This is a genomic window from Sphingomonas sp. LY29 (genome assembly GCF_035593985.1).
GTDB lineage: Bacteria > Pseudomonadota > Alphaproteobacteria > Sphingomonadales > Sphingomonadaceae > Sphingomicrobium.
Map to the genome: position 1 here is coordinate 1869038 of NZ_CP141587.1, position 16741 is coordinate 1885778.

Here is a 16741-nt window from a genome sequence, read left to right on the forward strand (position 1 = left end):
GCACTAGACCAGCATCACCCGAACTTCGGTTGCGAACTGGATTGTTGCAGTCCCCACTCGCCAGGTCCCGTGAACGATAACGAGGACGTCGCCTTCCTGCTTATCAATCCATTGCATTTTGACGAACAGCGAAACGTAGTGGTTCCAAGCGCCTTCCAAGAGCTGACAAACCGCGATCTTTCGGTTCTGCGCTTATCGTATGCAACACAACAAGAGGCGCGAGACACCAAGAACGAATTGGTGGAGCGAGGTGAAGGCCGAATTCCACCCCAATTGCGACTTGTGGAAGAGGTCTGCATCGCGTCGGTTTCTGAGCTGCGCGCCAGCGTTGGGCCGCAAGGACGGCTCATCGGCGTTTTCGATACAGCTCTGCCTAGCAAGCCCAGTCATGCCTCGCTTTTCACGAATGCCGCTGCCCTTGACGACAGACGCTTGCGAAAGCTCGTGCGTCAACGGGTTCATGACGTGATGACGAAGCGACGCGAACGCTTCAGCGAATTAGTCGACCGTCTACCTTCGTCGGAGTGAAGGCGGCGTGAGAAGGGTCCCTTATCTGCAAGCGGACCGAACAGCGCCGAGCGGACCTATTTCAAAAAAAGGGGTAAAGCTCGCAAAGCGCTGTTGTTAGTTGGCTCATCATGGGCTGACAAAAGGCCAAGAATGTCACAAGCTACAAATTAGCGCTACAATTGGTCGTCCGGGCGTGGTGCAAAAGCATTCATTTTTGGCCATTTTTCCTTAATCGGTTTCCATTCCTCTCCTGGGCACCATTTCCGGGTCATGGCGGGTCAGGATCCTGATCGCGCCGCCGCTCGACGAACCCGTCACAGCATACGCGATCGGTAGCGCTCGGGTGCGACCCAGCACGTCGTTCGCTTGCGAACACGCGATAGCGGTTGCGGGCGATCAGCCGATACAGCGGATCACGCACCGCGGCCGGGACGATCCGCAGCAGCGACACCAGTCGCCAAGGGTAGCCCAAGCCTTCGTAGATGCTCAGCACGGCGTCACTGTCTTTGCGAACGATCGCCCCGTCGACCACCAGGATGCTGGTCGGGTCGGACGGGTCGAGCCCATGCGCCCGAAAAAGCGAGGCGCCGACATCCCCCTGCATAGACGCCAGGCGGAAGCATTCCTGCCGGTCGTGCGTCAGGACGAATTGCGCGTTGGCCGAGCAAAGCACGCATTCGGCATCGAAGAGGATGATGGGTCCCGAACCGGGTAAAGGTCGATCTACGCTCACGACGTTGATCTACCCGCCCGACAGGCAGTCTGTCACGCTTTGGCGTGGCGCGGCCGAATGCGTTTTGTGCCACAGCGATTTCGTCTTTCCGACGACTATTCGCCCTGTTACGAATCGCGAAACGGGGGGTAAACATGGTCCAGTATTTCACGGCAACGCTGCCGCATTTTCTTGCGTATTTCGGGGCTGCGATCCTTCTCGCCGTCGCCTTCATCACGCTTTACGTGATGATCACGCCTCACCGCGAGCTTGCGCTCATCCGCGACGGCAATTCGGCGGCGGCCACGCAGTTGGTCGGCACCTTCCTCGGCTTCGCCATTCCGGTGGCCATGGTGATCGGCCATTCGGTCAACATTCCCGACATGCTGTTATGGGGCGCGGTCGCCGCGATCGTGCAACTGGTCGTCTTCTTCATCATCTCGCGCCTTCTTTTCAAAGGCATCGAGCAGCGCATCACCGACAATTGCTCGGCATCGGGCATCTTCATCGGGGGGATCGGCCTCGGCATCGGCATTCTCCAAGCCGCGTGCATGGTTCCCTGATCGGCCGGTGCGAGGAGTTTCGCGATGAAGAAGCAATTATTCATGACCTCCGCGATGGCGGCCACGTTGATGGCGACAAGCGGCTGTTCGTCCAACGACGGCTGGGACGACCAGGAAGTCTATGCGGCGACGGATACCGCGGTCTGCGTCGATGGGAACGGGTCGCGCATCGATGACGATCTGTGCAATGACAACAGTTACCGGGGCGGCTCCGGCGCTTATTGGTATTTCCTCGGCCGCAATTCGGCCGTGCCTTACTATGGCGATTCGATCCACGACCGTCGTTTCGTCGGCTCGCGGTCGAGGCGGCCGGGGGCGAGCTATGCGCTGGCGCCTATGTCGACCAAGATGACCCGCTCGCAGGCCGTTTCACGCGGCGGATTTGGGTCGAGGTCGCGCAGCTTCGGCAGCGGCCGCTCCTAACCGCGCCATGCAACGTCATTCGATCACGCCGCGCCGCGACTGGAAAGCCGCGGTCGAGGAGCAGGGCCTCATCTGGCATTCGGATGGCGACAAGCCCTATTGGGACGAGAGCGCCTATTACACCTTCACCCTGGCCGAGATCGAGAAGATCGAGGCGGCCACCGAGGAACTGCACGGCATGTTCCTGAAGGCCGCCGAACGGGTCGTCGCCACGCCCGAGCTGATGACGCTGTTCGGCATTCCCGCTTACTGCCATCGCGCGATTCAGCAGGCGTGGCACAGCGATGCGCCCGCGCTCGATTACGGCCGCTTCGACTTCGGTTATGACGGCGAGGGCGACCCCAAGCTGTTCGAGTTCAACTGCGACACGCCGACCTCGATGCTGGAGGCCGGGGTGGTCCAGTGGACGTGGAAGGAAGAACTCTTTCCCGACAACGACCAGTTCACCAGCCTGCACGAGAAGCTGATCGCGCGCTGGTCCGAGCTTCGCCCAGCGCTCCTTGGCGATCGCGTGTGGTTCACGCACGTCGCCGACCCGTCGCACGAAGACACGATCACCACGACCTACATGCGCGATCTCGCGGCGCAGGCCGGGCTGGAGACGCACGCCGTGGTCATCGACGACATCGGCGTCGATGCCGCCGGCCGCTTCGTCGACAATGAGGATCGCCTGATCAGTGCGATCTTCAAGCTTTATCCGTGGGAATGGCTGATGGCCGAGGCCTATGGCCCGAATATCGTCGACCAGAGCGCACAGACGCTCTGGATCGAGCCGATCTGGAAGATGGTGTGCAGCAACAAGGCGATCCTGGGCGTGCTGTGGGACATGTTCCCCGACCACCCTAACCTGCTGGCGGCGTCCGACCGGGTCGAACGGGTCGGCAGCAACCATGTCGCCAAGCCATTCCTCGCGCGCGAGGGTGCGAACATCGACGTCGTCCGGGACGGGCAGCGCGTCGCGACGAGCGGCGGCGACTATCTCGATGGCCAGATCATGTTCCAGCAGCTCTATCCCCTGAAGGACTTCGGCAACGGCTATCCGGTCATCGGCAGCTGGGTCGTTGCCGGCGAGGCCGCCGGAATGGGAATTCGCGAGGACGGCCTCATCACGGGCAACCAGGCCCGCTTCATTCCCCACATCATCGAAGGCTGACGATGAACAAGATCCGTGCCGCGACCGACACCTTCAAGGAATTGGTCTTCATCTACGTGGCGTTGCTGGTGGGCGCATCGCTGATCTTCATGATCGCCGAAGGCCATTCTTTCGCTGACAGCCTCTATTGGGCGGGCACGACGGCGACCTCGACGGGCTATGGCGACATCAGCCCGAAAACCAACCTTGGCCGCGGGGTGGCAGTCATCCTCATGCACTTGTCGATCTTCGTGATCGCGCCGATGATCGTCGTCCGCCTGATCGACCGGCTGAACGAGAACCGCGATGCGTTCACTCACGAGGAGCAATTGCTGATCCTGGAAGGCATCCAGAAGATCGACGATCGCCTTGCGCGACTGGAAGGGTCGGCAAAGGCTGACGAGCGACACACCCCGGCTCGCTAACATCGGGCGTCGGCGAACAAGGTAGGCAGCATACGAAAAGAGGCCGGCGCGGGCGCCGACCTCTTTCCTTCAGTCGCTCAGCTTAATTGCAGCGAACGCTGCCGCGGGCGATTTCGCGGCCCAGCAGGGCACCGGCGGCGCCGCCGATGACGGTGCTGACCGTGGCCGAACCGCCGGTATCGATGCGGTTGCCGATCAGCGCGCCGATCCCGGCACCGATGATCAGGCCGGTCGTCCCGTCGCTGCGGCGGCAATAATATTGCCCGTTCTGGCCGCGATAGATGCGGTCGTTCCGCGTCAGGCGACGGTCGGCATAGTAGCGGCCATCACGATAATAGCGGTCGGCATAGTAGCGATTATAGCCGGGCTCGTAGCGGTTATAGTCGTAGCGGTTGTACTGGCGCCAGTCGCGGGCCGAGGCCCGGCGAAGCTCGCGGCGGCACTCGCGCAGTTCGCTGCGATATTCGGCGCGGCTGTTGGTCCGCCGAAGCTCGCGGTTACACTCGCGCAGTTCGCGGTTGTAATTGGCGTTCTGGGCGTGCGCGGGGGCCGCAAAGGCAACGGGCGTCAGCACCGACGCAGCGGCGGTGGCAAGAATCAGCGGTTTCATGGGGGTACTCCTTCGTCCGTCCCAAACATCGGGATCGTGAAGGAAAAACGCCGGGCGCTCGCGCCCGGTTGCGTGAACTGAAAACAACAATCCGTTCAGCGCAGGTCGTTCGATCCAAGGCGCTCGCACAGCATCGAAAAGACCGACGGATAGAGCGGCCGGTCGAACTCCACGCCCGCGGTCCAGTCGCGGACCCAGCAGATCCGGCCGGGGATCGATTCCATCTTGGGAAGGCTGATCCAGATGAGGTCGCCCTGTTCGACCCGGATCGGGGTCTCGATGCGGCAACCTTCGGGTGAGAAGTCGAGCAGGGTGACGCGATAGCGATGGTCGCCCGCGCGGCGAAAGTCGATTTCGGCCGAGATGGTGACTCGCGCCGCTCGTCGGGGAGAAGGCTGGTCGGCCATGTGCATGTGTCGTCCCTTGCGTCGGTCGGCAGTGGGGCGTCATACATGACGGGTAAGCATCCGCAGTGGGCGGCTGATCCGTTTTGGACCTTATCGACAAATGCCCCTCTACTCAATCGACGACGCCAGCCCCTCGATCGCCCCGAGCGCATGGGTCGCGCCGTCGGCGGACCTGATCGGCGACGTCCGGCTGGCGGCGCGGGCCAGCGTGTGGTTCGGGGCGGTGATCCGCGCCGACAACACTCCGATCCTGATCGGCGAGGACAGCAACTTCCAGGACGGCGCGGTCGGGCACAGCGACCCGCACGCGCCGCTGAGCATCGGGGCGCGCGTAACCGTCGGGCACCAGGCGATCCTGCACGGCTGCACGATCGAGGACGAAGCGCTGATCGGCATGGGCGCACGGATCCTGAATGGCGCGGTGATCGGAAGCGGCTGCATCGTCGGCGCGGGCGCGCTGGTGACTGAGGGCAAGATGTTCGAGCCTGACTGCCTGATCGTCGGAAGTCCGGCGCGGGTCGTGCGAACGCTGGGCGACACGCAGCGCGCGATGCTTCGCGCGTCGGCGGCGCACTATGCCGAAAAGGCGGCGCATTATGCGCGGGGACTGCGGTTACATCGCTGACACTTGAAGCGGGGTGGGCAGGGGGTCCATCTTGCCGATCATGATCGACATTCGCCCCTTCGCTTCGCTCGGCCACGCCGACCACGGCTGGCTCGACGCCCGCCACCACTTCAGCTTCGCCAACTACCACGATCCTTCGCGGATGGGGTGGGGTGCGATCCGCGTCTGGAACGACGACAAGATCGCCGCGAAGAGCGGCTTTCCGCCGCATCCGCATCGCGACATGGAAATCGTGACCTACGTCCGCACCGGCGCGATCACGCACCAGGATTCCATGGGCAACAAGGGCCGAACCGCCGCCGGCGACGTGCAGGTGATGAGTGCGGGCACGGGCGTGACCCACGCCGAATATAATCTGGAGGACGAGGACACGACGCTGTTCCAGATCTGGATCCAGGCCGATCGCCCGGGCCTGCCGCCGTCGTGGGGAATGAAGCCTTTTCCCAAGGAACAGCGCGACGGCCAGTTCCAGCTGCTTGCCAGCGGCGATGCCGATGACGGCTCGCTCACCATCGGCGCCGATGCGCGGGTGATGGGTGCGACGCTTGGTGCGGGCGAGACGCTCGAGCATGACGCCGATCCTTCGCGGCACCTCTACTTGGTGTCGTCGGCACCGATCCGAATCAACGGGGTCGAAGCGGGGCCTCGTGACGGCGTCGCGATCACCGGCGAGGAGCGGCTGACGATCAAGGCGACGGCGGGCGCGGAATTGGTGCTGGTCGACGCACGCTGAGGCCCGAATTAGCCATAAACCCTTGTGTGCAGGCGATTTGCGCGGCAATAGCGCAGGCGATGAAAAGGCGCGCCGTGGGGCCGGCGCACATGCCTTGACCAGCAACAGCCAGGGCGGGGAAATGTCGGTGTCGCACCGCGTGCAATGGAAAATCTTGGCGCTGACGATCGGCGCCGTGGCGCTGCCGCAGGCGGCGGTCGCCCAGAACAGCGAAACGCCGATCGACGTCACCGCCGCGCCGCCGCCGACCGCGGGGACGGTCGGCCCGGCGCAGCTGCGCAACTTCAACCTCAACGGAACGAGGACGCAGTCTTCGGAGGCACCCGCGAAGACGACCGCACCGGCGGCGCCGACGAGTGCGCCGGCATCCGGCAATGGCACAGCATCGCGTCCCGCCGCGCCGCGCACCGCACCGACGACTTCCCAGGTCGAACGCCAGCCTGCCCCTACGGCGTCGACGCCCCGGCCGGCCCGCGACACTGCCGCGCCGGTATCGGTGCCGACGGCGCCGGTCAGCAACGTTCCCGATCTTTCGCTGTCGGTCCCGACCGAAGCCGCACCCGCGGCCCCGGTCTCAGTGGCGCCGTCGACGCTGGCGCCGGTCGACGACCCAGCCACGCCGGCCGACGGCCTGCCCTGGGCGTGGATTGCCGCGTTGGTCGCGTTGATTGGCGGCGGACTGTTCATCTGGCGAAGCCAGAAAGCGCGCCAGCAACGCTATGGCGACTTCGGACGACTGGCCTTTGCCGGTGGGCCGGACGCCGATTCCCTTCCGTCTCCGTTGCCGACGCCGCGACCGGCGCCGAGCCCGCGCGCGCATCCCGTGCCGCCGCGCGCCGATCCCGTTCCGCCTAGCCCACGTCCGGACCCCGCGCCCGTGTCGGGGGTTCGCGGCGACGGCATGATCACCGCCTCGCGGCTCAAACCCGATCTAACGTTGAAGTTCACGCCCGATCGCGCGGTCGTCTCGGCGACCGACGTGCTCGTCCAATTCGACGTTGAAGTGGTCAACAACGGTTCTGCGCCCGCACGCGACGTGCTGATCGAGGCGATCATGGTCAGCGCGCACGCCGGCCAAGACCGCGACATCGCCGAATTCTTCATGCGGCCGCCGGGCCCGGGCGATCGCATTGCCGGAATTCCGCCGCTGGGCCGCGTGTCGCTGAAAAGCGCGGTTCGAATGCCGATCGACCGGGTGCAGAGCTTCGACGTGGAAGGGCGCAAGCTGTTCGTGCCGCTGGTCGCGCTCAACACGCATTACCGCTCGAGCGCCGTGGACGGGCATCGATCGGCTAGTTTCCTGGTCGGTCGTGGCGACGAGACGGTCGAGAAACTCGCGCCGTTCCGGCTCGACCTCGGGCCGCGGATCTTCCGCGGGCTGAGCGCTCGCCTGCACAGCTCGGGGTTGACCAGCAAGGCCGCTTGACAACTGTATTGTATCAGCAATACACCTCCGTAGGAACGGGGGCTTGAATGCATATAAAGTTGATCTCAGCGGCAATGGTTTCGGTGACGGCAATTGCCGCACCCGCACAGGCTCTTCCCGCCGACTTCAAGACCAAGGCTGACGCCCTGCTGGCGAAAAGCTACGCGGCCGATGGACCCGGCGCACAGGTGGTGGTCAGCGAGCGTGGGCGCGTGGTCTATCGCGGTGCTCGCGGGATGGCGAACGTCGACAGCAAGGCGCCGATCGACGAGACGACGGTGTTTCGCATCGGGTCGATCACCAAGCAGTTCGCCGCGGCGGTCGTCCTTCAGATGGCGGCCGAGGGCAAGCTCAAGCTCGACGACCCCATCGTCAAATATCTGCCGGCCTATCCCAACGGGGCGGCGATCACCGTGCAGCAGTTGCTGAACCACACCAGCGGTATCCAGAGCTACACCGGCATCCCCGGCTGGATGGTCGAGGCGAAGACCAACAAGGCTTATTCGACCACGGCGCTTATCGCCGAGTTCAAGGACATGCCCGCGGTGACGAGTCCGGGCGAAGCCTTTGCCTACAACAACAGCGGCTACGTGCTGCTTGGTGCGTTGATCGAAGCGATCAGCGGCCGACCATGGCACGAGGAAGTCGAGCGGCGCCTGACGAAGCCGCTCGGCCTGACGAGCCTTCGCTATGGAGTGGATGAAACGTCGGTCCCAACGATGGCCAGGGGACACACCGACTTCGGTGGCACGGTCATCCCGTCGCGCCTGATCCACATGAGCGTGCCCGGCGCGGCCGGCGCCCTGGTCGGATCGGCCGGCGACTTGGCGAAGTGGCACGACGCGCTGCATCACGGGAAAGTTGTCCCGGCACCTTACTACGCACGCATGATCGCGCCGACTGTCCTGCCCGACGGGAAGACCGAACAATATGGCTTTGGCATCGCACCCGGCACGCTGCGTGACGTGCCAGTGGTCGGACACGGCGGCGGCATCTTCGGGTTCTCGTCGGACAGCGTCTACGTGCCCAGCGCCGATGTCTCGGTGACGGTCCTGACCAACAGCGACAGTCCGCCGGTCGATACCTCTCTGGTCATGAGTCGCCTGGCGGCGATGGCGATCGGCAAGCCGTTCGAGGAGTTCACCGCCCAGCCGCTTGACGCTGCGTCGGTCACGCCCGCGCTAGGCCGTTACCAGTTTGCCACGGCCGAGCGGGTGCTGACCCTGGTGGACGGCAAGCTTTATGCGCAGCGAGTCGGCGGCTCGCGCCTGCCGGTCCTGTCGGCGGGGAAGGGCCGATACTTCTATGGTCCAGCCGATCTCAGCTGGTTCGAACTGGCGACGGATCCTGCCGGGAAGCCGGTGATGAAGTTCTACGCCAACGGTTCCGAGAAAGCGGAAGCAGGCAAGTATCTCGGCCCGCCGCCGGTCGAAGCCGCGGCGGTGACGGTGCCCGCGGCCATGCTGGCGGCCTATGTCGGAACCTATTCAACCCCGGTTGGGAAAGCCGCCGTGACGTCGGATGCTGGCCAACTGATGATCCAGCTCCGGGGAAGCGCCTTGCCGATGAAGGCGGTCAGCCTTGCGGAATTCACGGTCGACCAAGTGGCCGCCAAGGTCCGGTTCGTCAGCACGGCCGGGAAAGTCACGGAGATCGAGATCGAGCAGGGCGGTCGAACCCTGCCGGGCACGCGCGACTAGAGCGCGGTCCCGACGCTGTTGTAGCTGTGCCAGGCGAGCACGGCGGCGGCGCCGCGATGGGGGCGCCAATTTTCGGCAAGCGCGCGCAGCTGCTTTTCGCTCGGCCGCTCGTCGAGACCCAGCAGGCGGCCGATTTCGACCTGCACCGCGAGGTCGCCCGCGGGCCACACGTCGCCGCGTCCCTCCGCGAACAGCAGGTAGATTTCGGCCGACCAGCGCCCGATGCCCTTGATCCGCGTGAGCAGCTCGATCGCTTCCTCGTCGTCTTCAGGAAGGCGCGTCAGGTCGAGGTCGCCCGACAGGACGAGACCGGCCAGGCTGCGCGCATAGCCCGCCTTCTGCCGCGACAGGCCCGCCTCGCGCAGTTCATCGTCGCTCGCGGCCAGCAGCGCCGGAAGGTCGACCGGTTCGCCATATTTCGCGACCAGCTTGTTCCACATCGACCGTGCGGCGGCGACGCTGACCTGCTGGCCGACGATCGTGCGAAGCAGGGTCTCGACGCCGGGTTCGCTAAGGCGGGGTTCCGGCTTGCCGTGGCTCGCAAGGACCGCTGCGAACGCCGCCTCGCGCTCGACCAGCGCATCGAGGCTGGCGTGGAGCGATTGGCGGGTTCGGACCATCAGGCGACGGTGGCGGCGTAGAGCGCGACCGCGGCGGCGTTGGACACGTTGAGGCTTTCGACCTCGGCCGTGATAGGCAGCCGCGCGAGCGCGTCGCAATGCTCGCGGATGTTATGGCGCATGCCTGGACCCTCGGCGCCGAGCACCAGTGCTACCCGCTGAGGTCCCAGCGCGGCCTTGAGGTCGTCCTTGGCCTCACCGGCCAGCCCGATCCGCCAGAAGCCCGCCTCGGCGATTTCCTCGAGCGCGCGCGACAGGTTGACGACGCGGACCCACGGCACGCGCTCCAGCGCGCCCGATGCGGCCTTGGCGAGCGCGCCGCCTTCGGGTGGCGCGTGGCGGTCCTGCGTGACGATTCCGATCGCGCCGAATGCGGCGGCCGAGCGCAGGATCGCGCCGACATTGTGCGGGTCGGTGACCTGGTCGAGCACGAGCAGCACTGCGCGCTCGGGCGCGTCGGCAAGCAGGTCGCCAAGCCAGATTTCCTCAAGCGGTTCGACTTCGATCACCACGCCTTGATGCGGGGCGTCGGACGGAACCATGCGGCCAAGGTCGGGCCCTTCGGCCATGACTACGGGAAGATCCTTGGGGAAATTCATGAACGCCGCGGCCTCACGGCTCGACCAGGCCTTCAGCACTCGCCGTTCGGGATTGTCGAGGGCGGCGGCGACCGCATGCTTGCCCCAGAAACGGGGACGGTTCGGATTGCCGCCGGACTTGCTCTTGTTCTTGCGCGCCATGGGGTGCGCCTAGCCCAAGGACGGCGGCTTACGCCACCCCTTCGGCATCGAGCGCATAGCCCGCCGAGCGAACGGTGCGGACGATATCGGGCTCGCCAAGCGCCATGCGCAGGCGGCGGATATGCACGTCGACGGTGCGAAGCTCGATATCTTCGCTGTGCGGCCACACGGTTTCGAGCAATTGCTGGCGCGAGAAGACGCGGCCGGGGTTTTCGAGGAAATGACGAAGCAGACGATACTCGGTCGGGCCCAATTGCACCGGCTCGCCGTCGCGTTTTACCCGGTGCGCGGCGAGGTCCATCTCCAGCCCGCCATAGCTGAGCGAATCGGCGGCAAGTGCGGGACGCACCCGGCGGAGGACGGCGCCAGCGCGCGCGACCAGTTCCTTCGGGCTGAACGGCTTGGTCATGTAATCGTCGGCGCCGGTTTCTAGGCCGCGGATGCGGTCGTCCTCCTCACCGCGCGCGGTCAGCATGATGATCGGCACGTTGGCGGTCGCGCCGCGGCGGCGCAGGCGGCGGCACACTTCGATCCCGCTGATGCCCTCGATCATCCAGTCGAGCAGGACGAGGTCGGGCTTGATCTCCTCCGCAAGGATCAGCGCTTCCTCGCCGTCGCCGGTGCGGGTGACGGTGTAGCCGGCGCGGTCGAAGTGAAACGAGACCAGCTCCGCCAGGGCGCGGTCGTCCTCGACCAGCAGCAGGCGCTTGGCGGCCATGACCTCAGCCTCTCCAGTCGGCGCCGCGCGGTCGGTCGGCGAGATGCTGACCGGTTGCGGCGTAATAAACCATTTCGGCGATGTTGGTGGCGTGGTCACCGACCCGCTCAATGTTCTTGGCGATGAATAGAAGGTGCGTGGACTGACCGATGTTGTTCGGATTTTCCATCATGAAGGTCAGCAGCGTGCGGAAGATCGAATTATAGAAATCGTCGACCGCGCGGTCCCGCTCGACCACGCGCACCGCTGCGTCGGCGTCGCGCTCGACGAAGGCGTTGAGGACGTCGTGGACCATCTCGGTCGCGATGCGCGCCATCTCGGGCATCAGGCTGATCGGTTCGATCTTGCCGACGCTGTCGATCAGCGCGACGCGCTTGGAGATGTTCTTGGCATAGTCGCCGATGCGCTCGACCACGCTGGAGATCTTGAGCGCGGCAACGACGTCGCGAAGGTCGCCTGCCATCGGCGCCCGAAGCGCGATCAACTGGATCGCGCGGCGCTCGGTCTCGATTTCCAGCGCGTCGATCTTCTTGTCGTTCTCGACAACATTTTCAGCGCCCTGCAGGTCGTGCTGGACGAGGCAACGCATGGATTCGCGGATAGCATGCTCGGCAAGCCCGCCCATCTGGCTGATGAGCGCGCGCAGCCGGTCGAGATCGTCGTCGAACGCCTTGATCGTATGTCCGCCGGTGGTGGCCATATTCGTCTCTCCGCTCAGCCGTAACGGCCGGTGATGTAATCTTGGGTGCGCTGCTCGCGCGGATTGGTGAAGATCTCGCTGGTCTTGCCGTATTCGACCAGCTCGCCGAGGTGGAAGAAGGCGGTTCGCTGACTGACGCGTGCCGCCTGCTGCATGTTGTGCGTGACGATCGCGATGGCGTAGCGGCCGCGCAGGTCGTGGATCAGCTCCTCGATCCGCGCTGTGGCGATCGGGTCGAGCGCCGAGCAGGGCTCGTCCATCAGGATGACTTCGGGATCGACCGCGATGGCGCGGGCGATGCACAGGCGCTGCTGCTGCCCGCCCGACAGCGCGGTGCCGCTTTCTGCCAAGCGATCCTTGACCTCTTCCCAAAGGCCGGCGCGCTTGAGCGATTTTTCCACCACCTCGTCGAGCTCGGCCTTGTTCGCCGCCAACCCGTGAATGCGCGGGCCGTAGGCGACATTTTCGAAGATCGACTTGGGGAAGGGGTTGGGCTTCTGGAACACCATGCCGACGCGGGCGCGGAGCTGAACCACATCCATCGCGGGGGAGTAGATGTCCTGCCCGTCGAGCGTGATTTCGCCGGTGACGCGGGCACCCGCGATCGTGTCGTTCATGCGGTTGAGCGTGCGCAGGAAGGTCGACTTGCCGCAGCCCGACGGACCAATGAACGCCGTGACGCGGTCGTCGTGGATGTCGATGTCGACGCCCTTCAGCGCTTCCTTCGCACCGTAAAAGACGCGCACGTCGCGCGCCGACATCTTGGGCGTGCGATTGTCGTTCACGTCAGCGGCGGCCTCAGGCCCGTCTGCGGCGATGTGGACCGAGCCGCGATCGGCGACGGCGGGGCCGCCGCGCGGAATGACCTGGTCGTGCTCGGCCTCGGCCGCGACGGCGGTCGAAGGAGCGGGATTGGGGACGAGGGGGGTCGTGGGTTTCATGGGTTTCAAGCCTACCAGCGGCGTTCGAAGCGATTGCGAAGATAGATGGCGAGCCCGTTCATCAACAGCATGAAGACGAGCAGAACGATGATCGCCGCCGAGGTCTTCTCGACGAAGTTGCGGTCGACCTCGTCGGACCACAGGAAGATCTGCACCGGCAGAACACTCGACGGCGCGGTGATCCCGCCTGGCGGCGTGGCGATGAAGGCGCGCATGCCGATCATCAGCAGCGGCGCGGTTTCGCCCAGCGCGCGGGCCATGCCAATGATCGTGCCGGTCAGGATGCCGGGCAGCGCGAGCGGCAAAACATGGTGGAAGACGACCTGCATCTTCGACGCGCCGACGCCCAGCGCCGCGTCGCGGATCGACGGCGGCACCGCCTTGATCGCGTTGCGGCCGGCGATGACGATGACCGGCATGGTCATCAGCGCGAGCGTCAGGCCGCCGACGAGCGGGGCCGATCGCGGCAGGTGCATGAAGTTGAGGAACACCGCGAGGCCAAGCAGGCCGAAGATGATCGACGGCACCGCGGCGAGGTTGTTGATGCTGACCTCGATCATGTCGGTCCAGCGATTGCGCGGGGCGAATTCCTCCAGGTAGAGCGCCGACAGCACGCCGATCGGGAAGGCGAGCGCCATCGTCACGAGGATGGTGAGCAGGCTGCCCTTCAAGGCGCCCCACACGCCGACCACCGAGGCATCGGTCGCGTCGGAGGACGTCAGGAAGGCGGCATTGAAGCTGCGACGGGTCTCGGCGCGCGTCAGCATCGCCTCGAGCGCGGGATCGCCGTCGCCCTTCACCGCGACGTCGCCGCGCGAGGACAGCGGCAGCCACAGCTGCGCACGTTTGCTCAGAAGGGAGGGGTCGTCGACCAGCTGGTCGGCGAGTTCGCGGACGCTGGCGGGCCCGAACAGGTCGGCGCCCGCCGCCCCGAATTGCGCGACGGCGGCCTGGTCGACGACGCCTTCGAGGCCCGCCGACTGCAGGACGTTCGACGCGTCGGAACGACTGAGCGCGGCGGGATCGACCATCAGGTCCGACCTCGGGAAGTCGATCGTCAGCTGCGCCTCGCCGCGGGTGAAGCCGCCCGCGCCTTTCCACGCCATCGTGATCAGCAGGAAGGCGAGGAAGGCGACGCTGATCCCGACCGCAGCAAGCCCGAACAGCTTGAAGCGGCGCTCGGCAGCATAGCGGCGCGCGACGCGGCGCTGCATTGTGCCATCGGTCCAGCGCGAGGGAATTCCCGCGGTCCCGGAAGAGGCGGTTCCCGTGCTCGTCATGCCCCCGGCATGTCTGCGCGCGTCACTCATAAGCTTCCCGATACTTGCGGACCACGCGCAGCGCGATGAGGTTGAGGATCAGCGTGATTACGAACAGCGCGAGGCCGAGAGCGAAGGCGGCGAGCGTCTTGGCGCTGTCGAATTCCTGGTCGCCGGTCAGCAGCTGGACGATCTGCGTCGTGACGGTGGTGACGCTCTCGAACGGGTTGGCGGTCATGTTGGCGGCGAGGCCCGCGGCCATGACGACGATCATCGTTTCGCCGATCGCGCGGCTGACCGCGAGCAGGACTCCGCCGACGACGCCCGGAAGCGCGGCGGGAAGCACGACCTTCTTGATCGTTTCCGATCGCGTTGCGCCGAGCGCGAGGCTGCCGTCACGCATTGCCTGCGGGACCGCGGCGATGCTGTCGTCGGCCATCGAACTGACGAACGGGATGATCATGATGCCCATGACGAGGCCCGCGGCGAGCGCGCTTTCGCTGCTGGCGGACGAAATGCCGATGCCGATGCCGAGGTCACGAACCAGCGGCGCGACGGTCAGCGCGGCGAAATAGCCGTAAACGACGGTCGGGACGCCCGCGAGGATCTCGAGCATCGGCTTGAGCCACGCGCGCAGCCGCTGCGGCGCATATTGGGTCAGGAAGATCGCGCTCATCAGGCCGAGCGGGATGGCAACGATCATCGCGATGATCGCACCGATGAAGGCCGTGCCCCAGAACAGCGGAATCGACCCGAACGCGCCCGACGATCCGGCCTGGTCGGCGCGGAGCGCGGTCTGCGGGCTCCAGGTCGTTCCGAACAGGAACTCGGTCGGGCTGACCATCTGGAAAAAGCGGAGGCTTTCGAACAGCAGCGACATGACGATGCCGAGCGTGGTGAGGATCGCAATCAGCGACGCGCCGACGAGCAGGCCCATCAGCCACCGCTCGACCCCGCTGCGCGCGCGGAAGTCGGCGCCGATGCGGCGAAGCGCGAAGAAACCGCCAAGCAGCGCGACGAGCAGGGCAATCCCGCCGCCGATCCACGACAGGCGGCTATTCGCCTCCGCATAGACCGGGGCGATGCCGGCAGATTCGGGGATGAAGCCGACGCTGCGCTGGCCGAGCGCGATCTGGCGCGCCTCGCTGATAATGTTGTCTCGCGCCATGGCGAAGTCCGGCAGCGCCTGGCCTGCGGGCGAGGCGAGCACCGACTGTTCGACCAGCCCAGGCTGGACTGAGGCCCAGATGCCGAGGAACAGCAGCGCCGGAAGCAGCACCCACAGCGCGACGTAGATGGCGTGGTAATTGGGCAGGCTGTTGACCCGCGTCCCGCCGGCACGAATGCCGACGACCCGGCGCCGGGCATAAAACCCGGCGCCGAGCGCAATCAGGAGGACCGCGACGAGCGCGAACGTCAGGGACATGGGCCTGGCCGAGCTCCGCCGCTTACTTCAGCGTCGCCGGGTCGAGCGGTTTGAGCGCCGTGGCCTGCGCGTTCGCGGCCGCGGCGTCGGCGTCATGCAACGGCACGAGGCCACGCTTTTCGAGCGGGCCGCCCTTGCCCCACATCTTGGCATAGGCCGCGACGAACTGGCGGATCGCCGGCTTGGCGGCCAGATGCTCACCCTTCACGTAGACGAAAATCTTGCGGCTGCCCGGATAGCTGAGGTCGCTGATCGTCGCTTCGGTCGGGGTGACGCCGCCGATCGTCACCGGGGCGACGCGGTCGGCATTTTCCTCGAGGAAGCTGTAGCCCAGCACGCCGAGCGCGCCCGGATCGGCAGCGACCTTCTGTACCAGCAGATTGTCGTTCTCGCCGGCTTCGACATAGGCGCCGTCTTCGCGGATCTTGGTGCAGGTCGTCTTGTGCTGGTCCGAGTTGGCGGTCTTGAGCGCCTTCATCGCCGGGTCGCTGTCGCAGCCCTTCTCGAGGATCAGCTCGGCCAGGCTGTCGCGCGTGCCCGACGTCGGCGACGGGCCGATGACGCGGATCGGCGTCGCGGGAAGCGACGGGTTGATGTCCTTCCACGTCTTGGCGGTCTGCGGCTTGCCGAACGGGTTGGCGGCGAGCGCCTTGTAGATTTCGGCGACGGTCACGTTGAGCGCGGGCTGGCCCTTGGCCTGTACCAGCGTCAGGCCGTCGATGCCGACCGGAAGCTCGATGACCTGCTTCACGCCCGATGCCTGGCAGGCGGCATATTCGCTAGCCTTCATCGGGCGCGAGGCGTTGACCATGTCGGGGAATTGTTCGCCAACGCCCGAGCAGAACAGCTTGATGCCCGCGCCGGTGCCGGTCGATTCGACGATCGCGCTGACGCCGGCATTGGTGCGCTGGAAATCTTCCGAGACGGCGGTGGTGAACGGATAGACCGTCGAGGAACCGACGATCTTCAGCTGGCTAACCGCGCCCGCACCATCCGAACCGCCGCTTCCGCAAGCTGCAACAAGCGCCACCAGCGGCAGCGCGCCGAACAATTTCTTCATGCGTCAAACTC

At 65.6% G+C, this 16741-nt stretch carries 20 protein-coding genes; 9 read left to right on the plus strand and 11 right to left on the minus strand.

Translation table 11 applies throughout. The features are described 5' to 3' along the window. Nucleotides 1-69: 69 nt before the first annotated feature. On the plus strand, nucleotides 70-528 hold the full coding sequence (locus tag SH584_RS09495) for a hypothetical protein (protein WP_324806612.1): 459 nt from the start codon (nucleotides 70-72) through the stop codon (nucleotides 526-528). Between the two features lie 250 nt (nucleotides 529-778). On the opposite strand, the gene SH584_RS09500 is transcribed toward SH584_RS09495, so the two are convergent. After that, nucleotides 779-1243, minus strand: a complete 465-nt coding sequence (locus SH584_RS09500) for a thiol-disulfide oxidoreductase DCC family protein (RefSeq protein WP_324806614.1) — start codon at nucleotides 1241-1243, stop codon at nucleotides 779-781. A 134-nt stretch (nucleotides 1244-1377) separates the two neighbouring features. Between SH584_RS09500 and SH584_RS09505 the strand changes: the two genes are divergently transcribed. Genes SH584_RS09505 through SH584_RS09520 form a run of 4 tightly spaced genes read left to right on the plus strand, consistent with a single transcriptional unit; the run spans nucleotide 1378 to nucleotide 3765 of the window. Beyond that, a complete protein-coding gene (locus SH584_RS09505; RefSeq protein WP_324806616.1) occupies nucleotides 1378-1785 on the plus strand; it encodes a DUF350 domain-containing protein in 408 nt (135 codons plus the stop codon). A gap of 24 nt (nucleotides 1786-1809) precedes the next feature. Beyond that, nucleotides 1810-2208: a hypothetical protein gene (locus SH584_RS09510; protein WP_322841435.1), complete on the plus strand. Its 399-nt coding sequence runs from the start codon at nucleotides 1810-1812 to the stop codon at nucleotides 2206-2208. Nucleotides 2209-2215: 7 nt separating this feature from the next. Then, a complete protein-coding gene (locus tag SH584_RS09515; protein WP_324806618.1) occupies nucleotides 2216-3361 on the plus strand; it encodes a glutathionylspermidine synthase family protein in 1146 nt (381 codons plus the stop codon). Between the two features lie 2 nt (nucleotides 3362-3363). Next, nucleotides 3364-3765, plus strand: coding sequence for a potassium channel family protein (locus SH584_RS09520; RefSeq protein WP_324806620.1), 402 nt, complete (start codon nucleotides 3364-3366; stop codon nucleotides 3763-3765). Between the two features lie 82 nt (nucleotides 3766-3847). Here SH584_RS09520 and SH584_RS09525 read toward each other — a convergent pair whose 3' ends face one another. Beyond that, on the minus strand, nucleotides 3848-4375 hold the full coding sequence (locus tag SH584_RS09525) for a glycine zipper 2TM domain-containing protein (protein WP_324806622.1): 528 nt from the start codon (nucleotides 4373-4375) through the stop codon (nucleotides 3848-3850). Nucleotides 4376-4470: 95 nt separating this feature from the next. After that, the gene (locus SH584_RS09530; RefSeq protein WP_324806624.1) at nucleotides 4471-4788 is read right to left on the minus strand and encodes a PilZ domain-containing protein; all 318 of its coding nucleotides are present in this window, start codon (nucleotides 4786-4788) and stop codon (nucleotides 4471-4473) included. A 94-nt stretch (nucleotides 4789-4882) separates the two neighbouring features. Here SH584_RS09530 and SH584_RS09535 point away from each other — a divergent pair, with 94 nt between their 5' ends. From SH584_RS09535 to SH584_RS09550, 4 genes are all read left to right on the plus strand, one after another. Beyond that, a complete protein-coding gene (locus SH584_RS09535; RefSeq protein WP_324806626.1) occupies nucleotides 4883-5407 on the plus strand; it encodes a gamma carbonic anhydrase family protein in 525 nt (174 codons plus the stop codon). Nucleotides 5408-5447: 40 nt separating this feature from the next. Beyond that, on the plus strand, nucleotides 5448-6140 hold the full coding sequence (locus SH584_RS09540; RefSeq protein ID WP_324806628.1) for a pirin family protein: 693 nt from the start codon (nucleotides 5448-5450) through the stop codon (nucleotides 6138-6140). A gap of 94 nt (nucleotides 6141-6234) precedes the next feature. Beyond that, complete coding sequence (locus tag SH584_RS09545; RefSeq protein WP_324806630.1) at nucleotides 6235-7566, plus strand: hypothetical protein; 1332 nt, start codon at nucleotides 6235-6237, stop codon at nucleotides 7564-7566. 83 nt (nucleotides 7567-7649) lie between these two features. Then, nucleotides 7650-9266 carry a serine hydrolase gene (locus SH584_RS09550; RefSeq protein ID WP_324806632.1) on the plus strand — a complete coding sequence of 539 codons (1617 nt, stop codon included), beginning with the start codon at nucleotides 7650-7652 and terminating at the stop codon, nucleotides 9264-9266. Here the strand turns inward: SH584_RS09550 and SH584_RS09555 are convergent. From SH584_RS09555 to SH584_RS09590, 8 genes are all read right to left on the minus strand, one after another. Next, entirely contained in the window at nucleotides 9263-9886 is a 624-nt protein-coding gene (locus SH584_RS09555) for a DNA-3-methyladenine glycosylase family protein (RefSeq protein ID WP_324806634.1), read from the minus strand. The genes SH584_RS09550 and SH584_RS09555 overlap by 4 nt on opposite strands. Continuing rightward, nucleotides 9886-10626 (minus strand): 23S rRNA (guanosine(2251)-2'-O)-methyltransferase RlmB, encoded by a 741-nt coding sequence (gene rlmB, locus SH584_RS09560; RefSeq protein WP_322841426.1) that lies wholly within the window; start codon nucleotides 10624-10626, stop codon nucleotides 9886-9888. Before rlmB ends, SH584_RS09555 begins: the two co-directional genes overlap by 1 nt. Before the next feature lie 28 nt (nucleotides 10627-10654). Next, nucleotides 10655-11344: a phosphate regulon transcriptional regulator PhoB gene (phoB, locus tag SH584_RS09565; protein WP_324806636.1), complete on the minus strand. Its 690-nt coding sequence runs from the start codon at nucleotides 11342-11344 to the stop codon at nucleotides 10655-10657. A 4-nt stretch (nucleotides 11345-11348) separates the two neighbouring features. Continuing rightward, a complete protein-coding gene (phoU, locus tag SH584_RS09570; RefSeq protein ID WP_322841424.1) occupies nucleotides 11349-12044 on the minus strand; it encodes a phosphate signaling complex protein PhoU in 696 nt (231 codons plus the stop codon). A gap of 14 nt (nucleotides 12045-12058) precedes the next feature. Further along, entirely contained in the window at nucleotides 12059-12805 is a 747-nt protein-coding gene (pstB, locus tag SH584_RS09575) for a phosphate ABC transporter ATP-binding protein PstB (protein ID WP_324809551.1), read from the minus strand. Between the two features lie 191 nt (nucleotides 12806-12996). Beyond that, entirely contained in the window at nucleotides 12997-14199 is a 1203-nt protein-coding gene (pstA, locus tag SH584_RS09580; RefSeq protein ID WP_324809553.1) for a phosphate ABC transporter permease PstA, read from the minus strand. 88 nt (nucleotides 14200-14287) lie between these two features. Further along, nucleotides 14288-15664 (minus strand): phosphate ABC transporter permease subunit PstC, encoded by a 1377-nt coding sequence (gene pstC / locus SH584_RS09585; protein ID WP_416385177.1) that lies wholly within the window; start codon nucleotides 15662-15664, stop codon nucleotides 14288-14290. Nucleotides 15665-15692: 28 nt separating this feature from the next. Then, entirely contained in the window at nucleotides 15693-16730 is a 1038-nt protein-coding gene (locus SH584_RS09590) for a substrate-binding domain-containing protein (protein ID WP_324806641.1), read from the minus strand. Between the last annotated feature and the right edge of the window lie 11 nt (nucleotides 16731-16741).